The organism is Rhizobium sp. 16-488-2b (genome assembly GCF_017741815.1).
GTDB lineage: Bacteria > Pseudomonadota > Alphaproteobacteria > Rhizobiales > Rhizobiaceae > Rhizobium.
In genome coordinates this window covers 24,072-40,311 of the sequence record NZ_JAGHMF010000016.1, presented here as the reverse complement: position 1 = coordinate 40,311, position 16,240 = coordinate 24,072, and the positions used below count along the sequence as shown (strand labels likewise).

The 16,240-nt window shown below is 62.5% G+C and carries 16 protein-coding genes and 1 pseudogene; 11 read left to right on the top strand and 6 right to left on the bottom strand.

What is annotated here, in order from left to right:
• Nucleotides 1-47: 47 nt before the first annotated feature.
• Together bacA and J5286_RS31740 are read left to right on the top strand one after the other, a co-directional pair.
• Nucleotides 48-1,313, top strand: a complete 1,266-nt coding sequence (bacA, locus tag J5286_RS15930) for a bacteroid development protein BacA (protein ID WP_018897293.1) — start codon at nt 48-50, stop codon at nt 1,311-1,313.
• A 742-nt stretch (nt 1,314-2,055) separates the two neighbouring features.
• Nucleotides 2,056-2,209 (top strand): annotated as a pseudogene (locus J5286_RS31740) (bifunctional diaminohydroxyphosphoribosylaminopyrimidine deaminase/5-amino-6-(5-phosphoribosylamino)uracil reductase RibD); the annotation flags it as partial.
• A 78-nt stretch (nt 2,210-2,287) separates the two neighbouring features.
• Here the strand turns inward: J5286_RS31740 and J5286_RS15925 are convergent.
• Nucleotides 2,288-3,322 carry a polysaccharide deacetylase family protein gene (locus tag J5286_RS15925; protein ID WP_209191316.1) on the bottom strand — a complete coding sequence of 345 codons (1,035 nt, stop codon included), beginning with the start codon at nt 3,320-3,322 and terminating at the stop codon, nt 2,288-2,290.
• A gap of 134 nt (nt 3,323-3,456) precedes the next feature.
• Between J5286_RS15925 and J5286_RS15920 the strand changes: the two genes are divergently transcribed.
• The 3 genes from J5286_RS15920 to der all read left to right on the top strand — a co-directional run bounded on the left by J5286_RS15920 (nt 3,457) and on the right by der (nt 6,284).
• Nucleotides 3,457-4,041, top strand: coding sequence for an NnrU family protein (locus J5286_RS15920; protein ID WP_112983212.1), 585 nt, complete (start codon nt 3,457-3,459; stop codon nt 4,039-4,041).
• Between the two features lie 104 nt (nt 4,042-4,145).
• A complete protein-coding gene (locus J5286_RS15915; protein WP_018897296.1) occupies nt 4,146-4,829 on the top strand; it encodes a tetratricopeptide repeat protein in 684 nt (227 codons plus the stop codon).
• Nucleotides 4,830-4,844: 15 nt separating this feature from the next.
• Entirely contained in the window at nt 4,845-6,284 is a 1,440-nt protein-coding gene (der, locus tag J5286_RS15910) for a ribosome biogenesis GTPase Der (protein WP_047506246.1), read from the top strand.
• A 75-nt stretch (nt 6,285-6,359) separates the two neighbouring features.
• Here the strand turns inward: der and J5286_RS15905 are convergent, their stop codons facing one another.
• The gene (locus tag J5286_RS15905; protein WP_209191243.1) at nt 6,360-6,593 is read right to left on the bottom strand and encodes a hypothetical protein; all 234 of its coding nucleotides are present in this window, start codon (nt 6,591-6,593) and stop codon (nt 6,360-6,362) included.
• Nucleotides 6,594-6,837: 244 nt separating this feature from the next.
• On the opposite strand from J5286_RS15905, the gene J5286_RS15900 reads away from it, so the two are divergent.
• Nucleotides 6,838-8,100 (top strand): MFS transporter, encoded by a 1,263-nt coding sequence (locus J5286_RS15900; RefSeq protein WP_209191242.1) that lies wholly within the window; start codon nt 6,838-6,840, stop codon nt 8,098-8,100.
• 5 nt (nt 8,101-8,105) lie between these two features.
• On the opposite strand, the gene J5286_RS15895 is transcribed toward J5286_RS15900, so the two are convergent.
• Nucleotides 8,106-9,278, bottom strand: coding sequence for a glycosyltransferase family 4 protein (locus J5286_RS15895; protein WP_449090018.1), 1,173 nt, complete (start codon nt 9,276-9,278; stop codon nt 8,106-8,108).
• A 213-nt stretch (nt 9,279-9,491) separates the two neighbouring features.
• On the opposite strand from J5286_RS15895, the gene J5286_RS15890 reads away from it, so the two are divergent.
• Together J5286_RS15890 and J5286_RS15885 are read left to right on the top strand one after the other, a co-directional pair.
• Entirely contained in the window at nt 9,492-10,376 is an 885-nt protein-coding gene (locus J5286_RS15890) for a hypothetical protein (protein WP_209191241.1), read from the top strand.
• A gap of 9 nt (nt 10,377-10,385) precedes the next feature.
• Nucleotides 10,386-10,676 (top strand): hypothetical protein, encoded by a 291-nt coding sequence (locus tag J5286_RS15885; RefSeq protein WP_209191240.1) that lies wholly within the window; start codon nt 10,386-10,388, stop codon nt 10,674-10,676.
• 6 nt (nt 10,677-10,682) lie between these two features.
• Here the strand turns inward: J5286_RS15885 and J5286_RS15880 are convergent, their stop codons facing one another.
• Nucleotides 10,683-11,594 (bottom strand): sugar kinase, encoded by a 912-nt coding sequence (locus J5286_RS15880; protein WP_209191239.1) that lies wholly within the window; start codon nt 11,592-11,594, stop codon nt 10,683-10,685.
• 217 nt (nt 11,595-11,811) lie between these two features.
• Between J5286_RS15880 and bglA the strand changes: the two genes are divergently transcribed.
• Genes bglA through J5286_RS15865 form a run of 3 tightly spaced genes read left to right on the top strand, consistent with a single transcriptional unit; the run spans nt 11,812 to nt 14,185 of the window.
• Entirely contained in the window at nt 11,812-13,461 is a 1,650-nt protein-coding gene (gene bglA, locus J5286_RS15875) for a beta-galactosidase BglA (RefSeq protein WP_209191238.1), read from the top strand.
• 59 nt (nt 13,462-13,520) lie between these two features.
• Complete coding sequence (locus J5286_RS15870; RefSeq protein ID WP_348529898.1) at nt 13,521-13,934, top strand: putative toxin-antitoxin system toxin component, PIN family; 414 nt, start codon at nt 13,521-13,523, stop codon at nt 13,932-13,934.
• A complete protein-coding gene (locus tag J5286_RS15865) occupies nt 13,931-14,185 on the top strand; it encodes a toxin-antitoxin system HicB family antitoxin (protein WP_209191236.1) in 255 nt (84 codons plus the stop codon). Before J5286_RS15870 ends, J5286_RS15865 begins: the two co-directional genes overlap by 4 nt.
• Before the next feature lie 41 nt (nt 14,186-14,226).
• On the opposite strand, the gene J5286_RS15860 is transcribed toward J5286_RS15865, so the two are convergent.
• Complete coding sequence (locus tag J5286_RS15860) at nt 14,227-14,427, bottom strand: hypothetical protein (RefSeq protein WP_209191235.1); 201 nt, start codon at nt 14,425-14,427, stop codon at nt 14,227-14,229.
• 57 nt (nt 14,428-14,484) lie between these two features.
• Entirely contained in the window at nt 14,485-16,182 is a 1,698-nt protein-coding gene (gene ade / locus J5286_RS15855) for an adenine deaminase (RefSeq protein ID WP_209191234.1), read from the bottom strand.
• Nucleotides 16,183-16,240 lie beyond the last annotated feature (58 nt).

Genomic DNA, 16,240 nt, shown 5'->3' with positions numbered 1-16,240 from the left:
TCGTATAGAGCTTGCGAAGACACTCGTTCAGGAAAGCAATCCCACCCGTGTTTCTATCCTACTTCCCGAAGCCGAAACTCTTCTTCACATCGGCCGTCGTCTGGGCGCTCATCGGCGTCCTCCTTTGGTATTTCGGAGGCTCGAGCCTCGGCGCCGCGATCGGCCTGCCGCCGCTGGCTGCCGGGCAGGAAGCGCCGATTGGCGTCTCCGTGTTCTGGTCGACGCCGTTCCTGTGGTTCTACATCTACTACATCGTCTTCGTCGCCATCTTCGCGGGCTTCTGGTTCACCTACAGCCCGCATCGCTGGCAGATGTGGTCGGTGCTCGGCTCGGCGCTGATCATCTTCAACACCTATTTCTCGGTGCAGGTCAGCGTCGCCATCAATGCCTGGTACGGTCCGTTCTACGACCTGATCCAGCAGGCGCTGGCCAAGACCGCGCCCGTCACCGCCTCGCAGCTCTATCTCGGCATGCTCGGCTTTGCCGGCATCGCCTTCGTGGCGATCACCGTCGGTGTGCTCAACCTGTTCTTCGTCAGCCACTGGATCTTCCGCTGGCGCACGGCGATGAACGAATACTACATGGCCCACTGGCCGAAGCTGCGCCACATCGAAGGCGCCTCGCAGCGTGTGCAGGAAGATACGATGCGCTTCTCGTCGACGGTCGAAAGCCTCGGCGTCAGCCTGGTCAGCTCCGTCATGACGCTGATCGCCTTCCTGCCGGTTCTCTTCAAGATCGGCGCCAGCATCACCGAACTGCCGCTGATCGGCGACGTGCCGCATGCGCTTGTCTGGGCGGCGATCTTCTGGTCGGTGTTCGGCACGGTGTTCCTCGGCCTCGTCGGCATCAAGCTGCCGGGCCTCGAATTCCGCAACCAGCGCGTCGAAGCGTCCTACCGCAAGGAACTCGTCTACGGCGAAGACCATGCCGACCGCGCCACGCCGCCGACGGTGGCCGAGCTCTTCGCCAATGTGCGCCGCAACTATTTCCGGCTCTATTTCCACTACATGTATTTCAACGTCGCCCGCATCTTCTACCTGCAGGCCGACAACCTGTTCAGCCTGATCGTGCTGGTCCCGTCGATCGTCGCCGGCAAGCTGACGCTTGGCCTGCTCACGCAGATCAACAACGTCTTCGACCAGGTGCGCGGCTCGTTCCAGTATCTCGTCAATTCGTGGACGACGATCGTCGAGTTGCTCTCGATCTACAAGCGCCTGCGCACCTTCGAGTCCGCCATCGACGGCGAGCCGCTGCCGGATATCGACCAGCGCTATCTGGAGCGCGAGCAGGGGATCATTCACGCCGACGGCTAGTTGGGGTGAGGTTGGGTTTGGGAGACGCCGCGTGTTCTTGGATGCGCGGCGTTTTTTGTTTGCGGGGGTGCGTTTGCAGCCTACTTTGCGCCCGGGATACCCCCCTCTGTCCTGCCGGACATCTCCCCCACAAGGGGGGAGATCGACTCGTGGCTTGCTCCCCAACTGCACAACAAACGTTGAGGTAGGAGAGAGCGGATGAGCCCAGCCAATCTCCCCACTTGTGGGGGAGATGCCCGGCAGGGCAGAGGGGGGTATCACACGGCAGAACGCCACCCATCATCCACCCCAGCACGCACACCAAAACCGCGCGCGAAGCAAAACCTCGCGACGGTCGACGTCATGAAACGGGAAGGGCAGGCGGTTTGGTATCGATGGTATTGGTTGTCAGGCTGTCCGCCTGCCCGATCACCGCGGTTTCCGGTTCGCCCGACCCGACAGGAGCGTCTCTCGGATCGGTCTTGCCGGTGGATCATCGGCCCTGACGGCGTCATATCCCCTTGGCAACCATCACCCCACGCCGGATTTCGAGCGGCTGAGCATCCGGTTCGCGACCCGGCTCCCAGTGCGGTGACGAGGGGAGTATGGCGGGGCGGTGCGGGGTGGGGATGAGAAATGTGTGGTGACGGGGTTAGAGTGTTGAGCGGGTTGAGGGATTTGTTTTGTGGGGTGGATGGTTGTGCCCGTGAGGCGGGGTGGTGGTATGGGGAGGGTTCGATGGCGATGTCGCTGATGTCAGTGCCGAGCCATACCCCCCTCTGTCCTGCCGGACATCTCCCCCACAAGGGGGGAGATCGACTCGTGGCTTGCTCTCAGCCAAACAATGAGCGTGGAGCGGTCGCCCCTAGCCAATCTCCCCACTTGTGGGGGAGATGCCCGGCAGGGCAGAGGGGGGTATCACACGGTAAAACGTTCAATGGCAGGCAGATGAGGGGGCACACGGCAGAACGCCTGACGGCCTCCCTCAAAAAAAATCACAACCCCGAAGCCGGCGTCCCCTGCAGCTTGCCGCGCGCCTTGATCACAGGGATCGCCTCGGAATAGCTCACGCAAGCCACATCAGCCCTACGGCAGACATCGCTCACCAGCCGGTCGAGCGCCCGCCAGTAGGCGCCACCGTTCATCTCGACGAAGTGGAAGCCGAGCTGCAGCGGAATGCGGTCGCCGGCATATTGCTTGTCGAAGGCGCGGGAAAAGGCGGCGTAGGCGCGGTCTTCGAATTCCTTGCTGTCGGCCTTGTCTTCCTCGCCCTTGGAGTGGCGGACGAAGAGGTTGTAGTCCATGCCGACGATCGGGCGGTCGCGCGGGCCCTCGGGGATCAAGGGCAGGCCGAAGCGGATGATGCCGCCTTCCTCGACCGGCATGGCCGGACCCTTGGTGACGAGGCTGGCGTCATAGGTGAAGCCGGCCTTCTTTTCGGCGGCGATCATGTCCGAGCCTGCGGTGGCAGACAGATAAGGGGCGCGAAAACCGTGGATGCCGTGGTCGACCAGATCCTGCCAGCCCTTCGGTTCATCGAGGCCGACGCCCGTCCAGGCGTTCTTCAGCGTCCGGTGGAAGGTGGCGTATTCGTCCGACCAGTCGGCCTCGCTCCATTGGCGGCCGTCGAAATGGCCGCAGGCGTGGCTGGAGATGTCGTGGCCCTCGAGATGGGCGTGCCAGATGTTGCCGAGGCGCTCGCGGATCTCGTCGTCGCTCTGGGCAAAGCCGATGTTGGAGCGGCCGGGCTTCTGGTGCGGCGCCTGATAGGCCTTCTTCGCCTCCTTGTTCATCAGGAAGGTGCAGGAGAGGAAATAGGTGAAATGCGCGCCGTTCCTGGCGGCCATCTCGCGGCTCTTCTGCCACAGCGCGTTGTCGTGGGCGCCGTCGAAGGAGATCATCACCAGCTGCTTCGGCTTTGCCGCCGGGGTGGCGTCTGTGGTGCCGTCATCGGTCTGGGCGAGCGCAGGGGCAATGGCCGGCGCCAGTAGCGAGAGGGCAAGCGAAAGGGAAAGACAGGAACGAGACATAAAACCAGACATGGGCACCGCGACAATTTGTTTCGGGCTTTTCTGTTACAGAATTGAGGCGAAGCTGCGGTGCCGCTGGCATTTTCCTGCTCACGACGATAAGCCTGTCTCATAGTCAAAACAGGAATTTAGCGATGCAGCTTCTCATCTTGAGCCTCATCCTCTTTATCGGCCTTCACCTGATCCGCGTCATCGTTCCGGATTTCCGCCGGTCGATGATCGACAAGCTCGGCAAGCCGGTCTGGGGCGCCGTCCACGGCATCCTCAGCATCGTGACGTTGCTGTTCCTCGCCTATGCCTTCGATCAGGCGCGCGGCATGTATGGCACGCTCTACAATCCGCCGATCTGGATGGCGCATATCACGCTGACCCTGATGCTGATCGCGATGATCTGTCTGGTGGCGGGCTTCCTGCCCGCCGGGCATATCCGCGCCAAGCTGAAGTTCCCGCTTCTGGTGGCGATCAAGATCTGGGCGCTGTCGCATCTTCTGGCCAATGGCGAGCCGGAAGCGATCGTGCTGTTCGTTGCTTTCCTCGCCTGGGCGGTGCTGCTCCGGATCTCGATGAAGCAGCGGCTGCGCAATGGGGAAATCACGCTGCCGGTGTTCGTCTCGGCCAAGTATGATCTCTATGCTGTCATCATCGGCGCGGTGCTGTGGGCGGTCATCCTGTTCAAGCTGCACGAACTGGTGATCGGCGTTTCTCCGCTTGTGATGTAACGATTCTTTCACATCCCCCTTACAACGGATGCAAAATGGGGTAGAAGGCCCGACAATGTGCGTGCAACCCGCATGATTTTGCATATCCGCTGCCGGAGACGAGAATGGCATTCAACGACGATAGCTTCATTCGTGAGGTCAATGAGGAACTGCGTTCGGACCAGATGAAGGGTGCGTGGCAGCGTTTCGGCCGCTACCTGATCGTGCTGGCCGTCCTCATCGTTCTCGGCACTGTCGGCTACAAGGTGTTCCAGTATTGGGACAACAACCAGTCGTCCGGCACCGGCGACCAGTTCATCGCCGCCATGAAGCTTGCCGACGAGAACAAGAGCGACGAGGCGCTGACCGCGCTCGAGAAGCTCGAGAAGGAAGGCCACGGCGACTATCCGATCCTGGCCCGTTTGCGCGCCGCCTCCGTGCTTGCCCAGAAGGGTGACGCCACGGGCGCCATCGCCGCCTTCGACGTGATCGGCAAGGACGCCAAGGCGCCGGCGCCGATCCGCGATGCCGCCAAGATGCGCGCCGCATGGCTCCTGATCGAAAACGGCACCTACGAGCAGGTCTCGGCCCAGGTCGAGGAAATGGCCGTTCCGACCAACGCATTCCGCCACTCCGCTCGCGAAGCGCTCGGCCTTGCCGCCTACAAGGCCGGCAACATGGCTCAGGCCCGCCAGTGGTACCAGGCGATCGCCGACGATGCGCAGTCACCGCGCAATGTTGCCAATCGCGCCCAGATGATGCTTGATAACATCACCGCATCCGGCAAGGCGCCCGCCGCACAGGGCTGAGTTTAGGGTATTTCAATGAGCTTTACGGTCGCGATCGTCGGTCGCCCGAATGTCGGCAAGTCGACGCTTTTCAACCGGCTGGTCGGAAAGAAGCTGGCGCTTGTCGACGACACGCCCGGCGTCACCCGCGACCGCCGCCCCGGCGACGCGCGCCTGATGGGGCTGACCTTCACCATCATCGATACCGCCGGTCTCGAAAAGGCCGAGGCCGAGAGCCTGCAGGGCCGCATGCGCGCCCAGACGGAAGCGGCGATCGACGAGGCCGATATCTCGCTCTTCGTGGTCGACGCCAAGTTCGGCCTGACGCCCGTCGACAAGGAACTGGCCGAGATGCTGCGCCGTCGCGGCAAGCCGGTTGTGCTGGTCGCCAACAAGTCGGAAGCCAAGGGCTCGGACGGCGGCTTTTACGACGCCTATACGCTCGGGCTCGGCGAGCCGGTGCCGATTTCCGCCGAACACGGGCAGGGCATGCTCGACCTGCGCGACGCGATCGTGGAGGCGGTCGGTGAAGATCGCGCCTATCCGCCGAAGGAAGATATCGCCGAGACCAACGTCAATCTTCCTCACGAGATGGAAGAGGACGAGGACTACGAGCCCGAATATGACGACACCAAGCCGCTGCGCGTGGCGATCATCGGTCGCCCGAATGCCGGCAAGTCGACACTGATCAACCGCTTCCTCGGCGAGGACCGGTTGCTGACCGGCCCCGAGGCCGGCATTACCCGCGACAGCATTTCCGTCGAGTGGGACTGGAACGGCCGCACCATCAAGATGTTCGACACGGCGGGCATGCGCCGCAAGGCGCGCGTCACCGAGAAGCTCGAGAAGCTGTCGGTCGCCGATTCCTTGCGCTCCATCCGCTTCGCCGAAACCGTGGTCATCGTCTTCGACGCGACCATTCCCTTCGAGAAGCAGGACCTGCAGCTGGTCGACCTCGTGGTTCGCGAGGGACGCGCCGCCGTTCTCGCCTTCAACAAGTGGGACCTGATCGACGAGCCGCAGGCGCTTCTGGCGGACCTGCGCGAAAAGACCGAGCGGCTGTTGCCGCAGGCGCGTGGCATTCGCGCCGTGCCGATCTCCGGCCAGACCGGTCGTGGCCTCGACAAGCTGATGCAGTCGATCATCGATACGGACATGACGTGGAACCGTCGTATCTCGACCGCCAAGCTGAACCGCTGGCTGGATTCGATCACGACGCAGCATCCGCCACCGGCCGTCTCCGGTCGCCGCCTGAAGCTGAAGTACATGACCCAGGTCAAGGCCCGCCCGCCGGCCTTCATGATCTCCTGCACCCGCGCCGACGCGCTGCCGGAATCCTACACGCGCTATCTCGTCAACAGCCTGCGTACGGATTTCAACATGCCCGGCGTGCCGATCCGGATCATGTACCGCGAGAAGGACAATCCGTACGAATCCAAGAGCGGCGGACGACGCAAGCCGCAGCCTGCAAAGTAGCGGCTTGGCCAAGTGAGATATCGGGTGCCGCCTGAAGCGCGGCGCCCGCTTCCTTAGCGATGAAGATGGGCTGTTTCAGCCGTCGAAGTAATAAACCGGCTCGCGGGTCAGTTCGCCGTTGCCGACGTGGCCGTAGACGTCGTTTCCAAGAATCCAGAAGCTTATCGCCTGGGTCTCCATGGAAAAAATGTAGTCTCCCGATATCCAGTGCTCGGCTTTACTTCCAGATAGCGAAAACAGGTGTTCGCCGGCCTGGTACATGACCGCCTTGTGCGACTTCGAATCATATAGATAACGTTCGTCAGCCATGTTGCGCCCTGATTCTACTCGGAAAGAATCTCACGCCGACCTGTGTTTGGCTAATAATCCTGATTTAATATGTATGACTATTTTTGGTATAAAGGGCGCCGGGGCTGCCCGCCCAAAGCGCAATTCTTGAAAATTATGTGACAGGCTGTCGGATGCGGCTGATGTCGGACGTCTTGATTGGGAGGGCGTGGATCGCCGTTTATAGGGCATCCGCGCCGGATCGGTTCGCACAGGGAGGTGCACGATGATGAGCCATTCGCATCAGGGGTCCTATCGGTGGGTGATCGTGGCGGCGGGGGCGCTGATGACCTGCGTCGCGCTCGGGGCGATGTTTTCGCTGGCGATCTTCCAGGAGCCGATCGCGCTCGACACGGGCTGGTCGCATATCGGCATCGCCAGCGCGATGACGCTCAATTTCATCGTCATGGGGATCGGCGGCTTCGTCTGGGGTGCTGCGAGCGACCGGTTCGGGCCGCGCGCCGTGGTGCTTGTCGGCGCCGCGCTGCTCGGGCTGGCGCTGGTGCTTTCCAGCCGGGCGGTGACGCTCCTGCAATTCCAGCTGACCTACGGCATCCTTGTCGGCATCGCCGCCAGCACCTTCTTCGCGCCGATGATCGCGGCGACCACCGCTTGGTTCGACGAACATCGCGGCCTTGCCGTCTCGCTGGTCTCGGCCGGCATGGGCGTGGCGCCGATGACCATCTCGCCCTTCGCCCGCTTCCTGATCTCGGCCTATGACTGGCGCACCGCGATGCTGATCATCGGCATCGGCGCCTGGGTGCTGCTCCTGCCGGCAGCGCTGCTGGTGCGGCGCGCGCCAGAGAGCGCCGAGGATGATGTTGGTGCGGCATCGCCGAATGGCGCGACGGCCATGGGCTCAACGCCGGCGGAGCGGGGGAATGCGCGGCTCTCCGACGTGTTCCGCTCGCCGCAGTTCATCGTGCTCGGGCTGACCTTCTTCGCCTGCTGCGCGGCGCATTCGGGGCCGATCTTCCATATGGTGAGCTACGCGACGATCTGCGGCGTGGCGCCAATGGCAGCCGTCAGCATCTACAGCGTCGAGGGGCTGGCGGGGCTGGGCGGTCGGCTGATCTACGGTTCGCTTGCCGATCGCGTCGGCGTCAAGCCCGTGATCGTCGGCGGGCTGCTGATCCAGGCGATTGCGCTGATGGGCTATCTCTTCGTCAGCCGGCTCGGCGAATTCTACGCGCTGGCGGTGATCTTCGGCAGCGCCTATGGCGGCGTCATGCCGCTCTACGCGGTGCTGGCGCGCGAATATTTCGGGCAGAAGATCATCGGCACCGTCTTCGGCGCCGCCACCATGCTCTCCAGCCTCGGCATGGCCTTCGGCCCGCTGATCGGCGGCTGGATCTTCGATCACTTCGCCAACTATTCCTGGCTGTTCATCGGTTCGGCGCTGGTGGGGCTGGGCGCGGCCGCGATCGCGCTGGCGTTCCCGCCGCTGCCGGGTGAGCGGGGGAGACAGGTGGTGGGGGCTGCGGAGTAGGCGCTCTACACCATCGTCGCCGCATCGCCATCGCCGAGGCGCTTGTTGCGCGGCAGGGACTTGGCGGCGTATTGCCAAGCTTTCTTCCACTTCGGGGTGATGACCCCGTTGGCGGCGCGGATGTTGGTGATGAACTGCAGCGTTGCCGCTTCCCAGGAATATTGGACGGCGAGCTCGCGGGCCCTTTCGCGCGAGGCGGAAAGGGCCGCAAGGCAGGCGATACGCAGGTCGTCGTCGAGCGCGCCGACCTCGCTATCCTCGCCGATGATGTCGAGCGGGCCGGTGACCGGGTAGGCGGCGACGGGGACGCCTGAGGCCAGCGCCTCGAGGATGGTGTTGCCGAAGGTATCGGTCAGCGATGGGAAGACGAAGACATCGGCCTGGGCGTAGATCGCAGCCAGTTCCGGACCGACCTTGAGGCCGGTGAAATGCACATCCGGATAGCGCTTCTCGAGCTCGGCACGCGCCGGGCCATCGCCGACGACGACCTTGGAGCCGGGAAGATCGAGATCGAGAAAGGCCGGCAGGTTCTTTTCCAGCGCCACGCGGCCGACCGTCATGAAGATCGGGCGGGAGAGGCCGAAGGGCTTTTCCTCGAGCTCGGCCGGGTGGAACTGGTTGGCGTCGATGCCGCGGCTCCAGGGCATGAGGTTGCGGATGCCCTTTTCGGAAAGCTCGCGCGCCAAAGAGGGCGTCGCCACCATGCAGCCGGCGCCGGAATTGTGGAACCACTTGACGAAGGCGTAGAGCCAGCTCTTCGGAATGGGGAGCCGGGCTGCCACATATTCGGGGAAGCGGGTGTGGTAGCTGGTGGAGAACGGCATGCGGTTCTTCAGGCACCAGCGCCGCGCCGTCAGCCCCAGCGGGCCCTCGGTGGCGATATGGACGTAGGACGGTTTGTGCTTGGCGATTTCGCGGGCGACGCTGCGGTAGCGGGCGATCGACAGGCGGATTTCGGGATAGGTCGGGCAGGGGATATTGCGGAAACCCTGCGGCGTCACCATCGCCACCTCGACGCCGATCTTGGCGAGTTCGCGGTTGGTGTTTTCGATCGAGCGGACGACGCCGTTCACCTGCGGATGCCAGGCATCCGTGACGATGACCAGCCGCTCCGGCTTGCCCATCGGCAAGGCGGCGACGGTTTCGCCATCGCTGGCATTTTGCAGGCGTTGCAACATGATCCGACTTCCATCCGCGCCATCGGCGCACAGCTCCGGGCGGGCGCCGGATAATCGATTCCCGCGCTCTTATTCTCGCTGCTGTCGATGATGGAAATATTACAGGCGGGCGGTACAGCCTGATGCAACCGCAGCTGTGATCGTGGGTTGTGTTCGGTTTGTTGTTTGCAATCGGAAATGTGCTATCCCTAGCTGCAGTTAGGGGAACAATCCATGTTGAAACGATTGCGGGTGCTGGCGTTGCTGGCGGCCACGGCTTTGGCCGGCTGCGCCAGTGTCGATGCCAAGAAGATTGCGAAATTTGGAGAGGCGACAACCTCGGTTGCGCAAATCGTTGCCGACGTCCCCGAGGTGGCTGACAAGGTCGCTGCTCAGGCCGCATTTGAAGATCAGGCGATGGCGTTCGAAAGCCGAGGACGTGCACCATCGTTCCCTCCCAATGTTCCAACGTCTGACCTCAAATTCAGGAAGGCGTGGGCGGTACGCACCGATCTACTGAATGCAATCGCGGGTTACGGCGCGGCGCTTGCAGCGGCCGCAAGCGGCAAAAACGGCGAGAGTTTGGAAACCGCGCTTGGAAATTTGAAGAAGGCGTTGAACACCGTTCCAGCGCTAGCGGCGAATACCCGGTTTCAAGGCGCAGCCTCGATCGCGGAAGGCGCTGCGACGAAACTGTTCCTTCACGTTTCGGATGCCCGACTGCGGCAGTACATAAGTGAGGCGCACCCACTGATCGTGCAGAGCGCTGCTCTTCTATCCGATAGCTTCGCACAGACTAGCGGCTACATCGACGCTGATTATCAGAACTGGTTGAACGATAAAGAGACAATGCTGGATGATGTCAGGAGAGACGCCAAGGGCAGTAAGGCTGACCGCTATGCGATATATGCACAGTTCTCCAGAGACTCGCAGGCCATGGAGCAGACTCTTGCGCTGTTTCGACCTCGAAAGGCTCCGCGTTACGAGGAGCTCCTATCCCAAATGGTTGCTGCTCATGCCGCGCTTCGACGACCGAATGCTGACCCCGCTATTGTCGAACAATTTGTCGCGTCGGTTAAAGAAATGGCTCAGGCATTCAAGCAGCTTGCTGGCAAATAGGAGACAATGATGGTGATGACCCCATTGGATAACTGCCTTGAAGCGGTGCGCAAGCGAATCAAACAGACAAAAGATCCTGATGCCAGGTCCGAACTGGTCGCGATCAGGAATGAGCTGACTGCACTGAAGAAGAATCGAATCCTTGCTGAGCTTGATAAAGACGCAGAGAAATATCGAGCGCTTATCGGGAAACTCGGTGCCATCAGAAAAGCGATTAAGGAGACTGCTGACGCGATCGAAGCGGCAAGCAAAGCGGCGGCGCTGCTAGCGCAAATTGCTACGCTGCTGGCGGGCGTCTAACACCATTCAAACCCCAAGCTTATCCTTCGCCACCAGCGCCCCATGCTCGCTCACAACCCGCGCCGCGACCTTGGCGGCGAAGCGGGCGGATGCGGGGGCGTCCCGGGTTTCCAGGTAGTGGGCGATGAAGGCGCCGTTGAAGCTGTCGCCGGCGCTGGTCGTGTCGACGACCTGCTCGACCCTCTCAGAGGCCACGAAGGTCTCTTCGCCGTCGAAATCGAGCGTTATGCCGTCGGCGCCGTTCTTGACGACGACGTCGCGGACGCCAAGCGCGCGGTAGCGGTGGATGGTCGCCTCGATCGAGACGTCGCCGAAGTGCAGGGCCTCGTCCTCGAAGCTCGGCAGCACCATCGATGCGGCGCGCGCGCCTTCGCTGATGGTCGCGTGCATCTCGTCATAGCCGGACCACAGCCGCGGGCGGATGTTGGGGTCGAAGGCGACGAGCTTGCCCGAGGCCTTGGCGCGTCGTGCTTCGGAAAGCAGCGTGTCGGCGTCGTCGCGCGTCAGGATCGCGAGCGTGATGCCGGAGAAATAGACGACGTCGGCGCCTTCGATCGCCTGGCGCAGGAAGTCTGGATCGGCGGCGAGCTGGCGGGCGGCGGAGTTGTCGCGCCAGTAGCTGAAGGAGCGCTCGCCGTCCTTCAGGCTGATCATGTAGAGGCCGGGCGCCTTGCCCTTGATGCGGCGAATGCTCTCCGTGCCGATGCCGGCTTCTTTGAAGAAGGCGACCATCTCGTCGGACATGGCGTCGTCGCCGAGCGCGGTGCAGTAATCGACCGACCAATTCTGATCAAGGCAGGCGCGGGCATACCAGGCGGTGTTCAGCGTATCGCCGGCAAAGCCCTTGCGCAGCAGCCCGGCGCCAGCCTGCGACAGCTCCACCATGCACTCACCGATCGATAGAAAACGTCCGCCCACTGCTTGCCTCCCTGATGCTCCGTCTTCGCTGATACGCGCCGCGCGTGGCCCTGACAAGCGCGGATTGGCTCGATATCGCGATATGCGGCTTGCCAGGCGCCGGTGGGCTGCCCGGTGTTCTCGCAACGCCATCGCAAAAAGACGTGAGCGCGGTTGTCTTTTGCTTTCTGCGCTTTAGTCTCGGCATGGACACGAACATGGCGAGGATCGGCGACAGATGGCGGTGCAGACGGGCGGGAATGCGGACTGGTGGCGGGGTGCTGTTGTCTACCAGGTCTATCCGAGGTCGTTTCAGGATACGAATGGCGACGGGCTCGGCGACCTCAAGGGGATCACCCGGCGTCTGCCCTATATAGCCAGCCTCGGCGTCGACGCGATCTGGCTTTCGCCCTTCTTCAAGTCGCCGATGGCCGACATGGGCTACGACGTTTCCGACTACTGCGACGTGGACCCGATCTTCGGCACGATCGCCGATTTCGACGAGATGATGGTGGCCGCGCATGCGCTGGGGCTGAAGGTGATCATCGACCAGGTGATCTCGCATACCGCCGATGTGCATCCGTGGTTCGTCGAAAGCCGCTCCAGCCGCACCAACGACAAGGCGGACTGGTACGTCTGGGCCGATCCGAAGCCGGATGGGACGGCGCCTAACAACTGGCTGTCGATCTTCGGTGGGCCGGGCTGGGAATGGGACGGCGTGCGCCGGCAGTATTACCAGCACAATTTCCTCACCTCGCAGCCGGATCTGAACTTCCACAACGCCGACGTTCAGGACGCGCTTCTGAAGACGGTGAAATTCTGGCTCGACCGTGGGGTCGATGGCTTCCGGCTGGATACGGTCAACTATTACTTCTGCGACAAGCTCCTGCGCGACAACCCTCCGCACGAGCCCGATACCAGCGATGGCGGACTAGATGCGCCGGATACCAACCCCTATGGCATGCAGAACCATCTTTACGACAAGACGCAGCCGGAAAATATCGGCTTTCTGCAGCGTTTTCGCGCCCTGCTCGACCGTTACGAGGGGCGCACGACTGTCGGCGAGGTGGGCGACGGGGCGCGCTCGCTGAAAACGGTGGCGGCCTACACCACCGGCGGCGACAAGCTGCACATGTGCTATACGTTCGACCTGCTGGGACCGGAATTCACCGCAGCCCATATCCGCAACTGCGTCGATGCCTTCCAGACATCCGTGGCCGACGGCTGGGTCTGCTGGGCCTTCTCCAACCACGACGTCAACCGCCATCTCAGCCGTTTCGCCAAGACGGTTGAGGAGCGGCCGGTGGTTGCCAAGCTGGCGATCTCGGTGCTTGCGGCGCTGCGCGGCTCGATCTGCCTCTACCAGGGCGAGGAACTCGGGCTGCCGGAAGCCGATCTCTCCTTCGAGGACCTGCGCGACCCCTACGGCATCCGCTTCTGGCCGGCCTTCAAGGGCCGCGACGGATGCCGCACGCCAATGCCCTGGGAAGCGTCCAAGGCGCATGCCGGCTTCACGGCGGCCGAAAAATCCTGGCTACCGGTGCCCTATGAGCAGGCAGCCCTTTCCGTCGATGTGCAGGAGGGCGACGCGCATTCGGTGCTCACCCACTACCGCGACACGCTGGCCTTCCGCAAACAGCATCCGGCGCTCATCGATGGGGCGATGACCTTCCTCGAAACGAACCAGGATTTGCTGGTGTTTACCCGGAAGAAAGAGGGCGAGACGCTGCTGTTTGTGTTCAACCTGACACGGGAGCCGGCGTCGTTTGGCTTGCCTGCGGGGATGGTGCTTGGCGAGCGACTGGCGATGCCGGGGGCGGGTGGAACGGTTGACGGCGGCAAGGTGGTGCTTGGGGCGCTGGATGGGTTTTGCGCGCGGGTTGCTTGAGGAATCGTTCGTTTGAAACATCCCATGGGATGTATTATAGTCGCTTCATGAAGCGTGTGGTGCTCGATACGAATGTACTGACAGCCGCGCTTCGGAGCCGAAACGGAGCGTCGTTCGCCGTTTTGCAGATGGTGGCTCGTCGAGCCCTCGTGCCTCTGGTGACGACGGCCCTGTTTCTGGAATACGAATCTGTTCTGAAGCGTCCGGAACAGCGTGCCGCTCATGGGTTTTCGACGCGAGATATCGACGCTGTGTTGGCCGAGTTCGCGGCGCTTGCCGAAGGGGTCGAAGTTCACTTTCGATGGCGTCCTCAGTTGAGTGACCCGAAGGACGAGTTTGTTTTAGAGGCTGCGGTCAACGCCAACGCGGATGCCTTGGTGACACATAATCTCAAGGATTTTGACGCTCTAAGAGATCGATTTGCGCTTCGTGTCTTGCGGCCAGTGCAGTTGCTTCAGGAGATTGGATCATGAGTACGAATACCTATCCACTCAAGCTGCCGGCATCGGTCAAGGAAGCCGCTGCACGTCTGGCGAAGGCTGACGGCGTGTCGCTCAACCAATGGATCGCTTCGGCTGTCGCGCAGAAGGTCGGCGCCGTCGAAACGGCGAAGACATTCCTTGAGCGCCGGGCGGGCGGGGCGAGTGGGGATGGCCTAGCGGATATGTTGGAGAAGGTGCGCGACGTCTCTCCGACTGATGGAGATGAATTGCCTGTCAAGTGACTGCGGAGATGACGTCACTCCCTCGGGAGTGGCGTGATGGTTCAAAGCCGTCGGGTCTTGCCGGCTCGAAAATCACCGAGCGCCTTGTCGGCAAGGGCGTCGAGCTTGCCGGTGGCGACGTCGTTCTCGATGCGGCGGTCCCACTTTTCCGCCTGAAACGCCTCGAACCAGGCCGAGAACGCTTCGAGGTCCGGCGGGTCCAGTTCGCTTACGAATTTTTCGATCTGCTCAAGCTTGGTCATCGCGAGCTCCTATCGCTGTCGAAGCTAGGCGCTCTGTTGTCGTTTGCCAAGCCGACCTCACTCGATCAATCTGAACTGGTCGACATCCACCATGCCCATATCCGATATCTTCAGATGCGGGATGACGGGCAGCGGCAGGAAGGCGACCTGGAGGAAGGGTTCTTCTAGGGTCGTGCCGAGGGCGTAGGCGGCTTTTCTGAGGTCGTGCAGCGTGTCGCGGACGGTCTCGTAGGGCTCCAGGCTCATCAGGCCGGCGATGGGCAGCGGGATCTCGCCGGTGACCTTGCCGTCCTCGACGACGACGAAGCCGCCCTTGATTTCGCCGAGCCGGTTGGCGGCCATGGCCATGTCGTCTTCCGAGACGCCGACGACGCAGATGTTGTGGCTGTCATGGCCGACGGTGGAGGCGATCGCGCCCTTCTTCAGGCCGAAGCCCTGGACGAAGCCGTTGGCATGGTTGCCGTTCTTGCCGTGGCGCTCGATGACGGCGACCTTGATGATGTCGTTGTCGAGATCGACCGCGGTCTGGTTGCCCTTGACTGGCAGGCGGTAGCGGCGGTGCTCGGTGATGATCTTGCCCGGCATGACGCCGATGACGGGTGTCTCGCCATCGGCAACCGGCACGCCGAAGTGGGCGGCGTTGACCGTTCGCGCCTTGACGCTGTCGAGGCCGACGGGGGCGACGGGCTTGCGGGTTTCGAAGAGCGCCGAGGTGACCTTGCGGCCGGCGGAAAAGACCATTTCGGCCTTGCAGTTCTCCAGGCTGTCGACGATGGCGAGGTCGGCGCGCCAGCCGGGGGCGATGAGGCCGCGGTCTCTAAGGCCAAAGGCACGGGCGGCGGAGATCGAGGCGGCGCGGTAGATGGCGAGCGGCTCGACGCCGTTCTTGATCGCGGTGCGGATCATGTAGTCGAGATGGCCCTGTTCGGCGATATCGAGCGGGTTGCGGTCGTCGGTGCAGAGCGCCAGATGCGGCGACAGGCGCTCGGTGATGATTGATATGAGCGCCATCAGATCCTTGGAGACGGAGCCTTCGCGCACGAGGATGTGCATGCCCTTGCGGATCTTTTCCAGCGCTTCCTCGGCGCTCGTGCATTCATGCTCGGTGCGGATGCCGGCTGAGAGATAGCCGTTGAGGTCGTTGCCCGAGAGAAGCGGGGCGTGGCCGTCGATGTGCTCTCCTTGAAATGCCGCGAGCTTGGCCATGCAGACGGGATCCTTGTGGATCACGCCGGGGAAATTCATGAATTCGGCAAGCCCGATGACCTTCTTATGGTCGCGGAAGGGCAGGAGCTTTTCGATCGGCAGGTCGGCGCCTGATGTTTCCAGATGCGTGGCGGGCACGCAGGAGGAGAGTTGGACGCGGATGTCCATGATGGTCTGTTCGGCAGACTCCAGGAAGTAGCGGATGCCTTCGGCGCCGAGGACGTTGGCGATCTCGTGCGGGTCGCAGATCACGGTGGTGACGCCATAGGGGAGCACGCAGCGGTCGAACTCGTGCGGGGTGACGAGCGAGCTTTCGATATGCAGATGCGTGTCGATGAAGCCGGGCACGACGATGCGGCCGGATATGTCGATTTCGGTCTTCCCGTTGTAACCGCCGCAGGTGCCGACGATGGTGTCGCCGGAGATGGCGATATCGGACTGCACCAGTTCGCCCGTCACCAGATCGAAGAACCGCCCGCCCTTGAGCACGATATCGGCCGGTTCGCGGCCGGTTCCCTGGTCGATGAGGCGTTCTAGTCTTTCGGTCATGGGGCTCTCTGGTTCGGTGTCGTTGGGTGGCCACTCTAGAGAGGCGGGCGCTCGATGG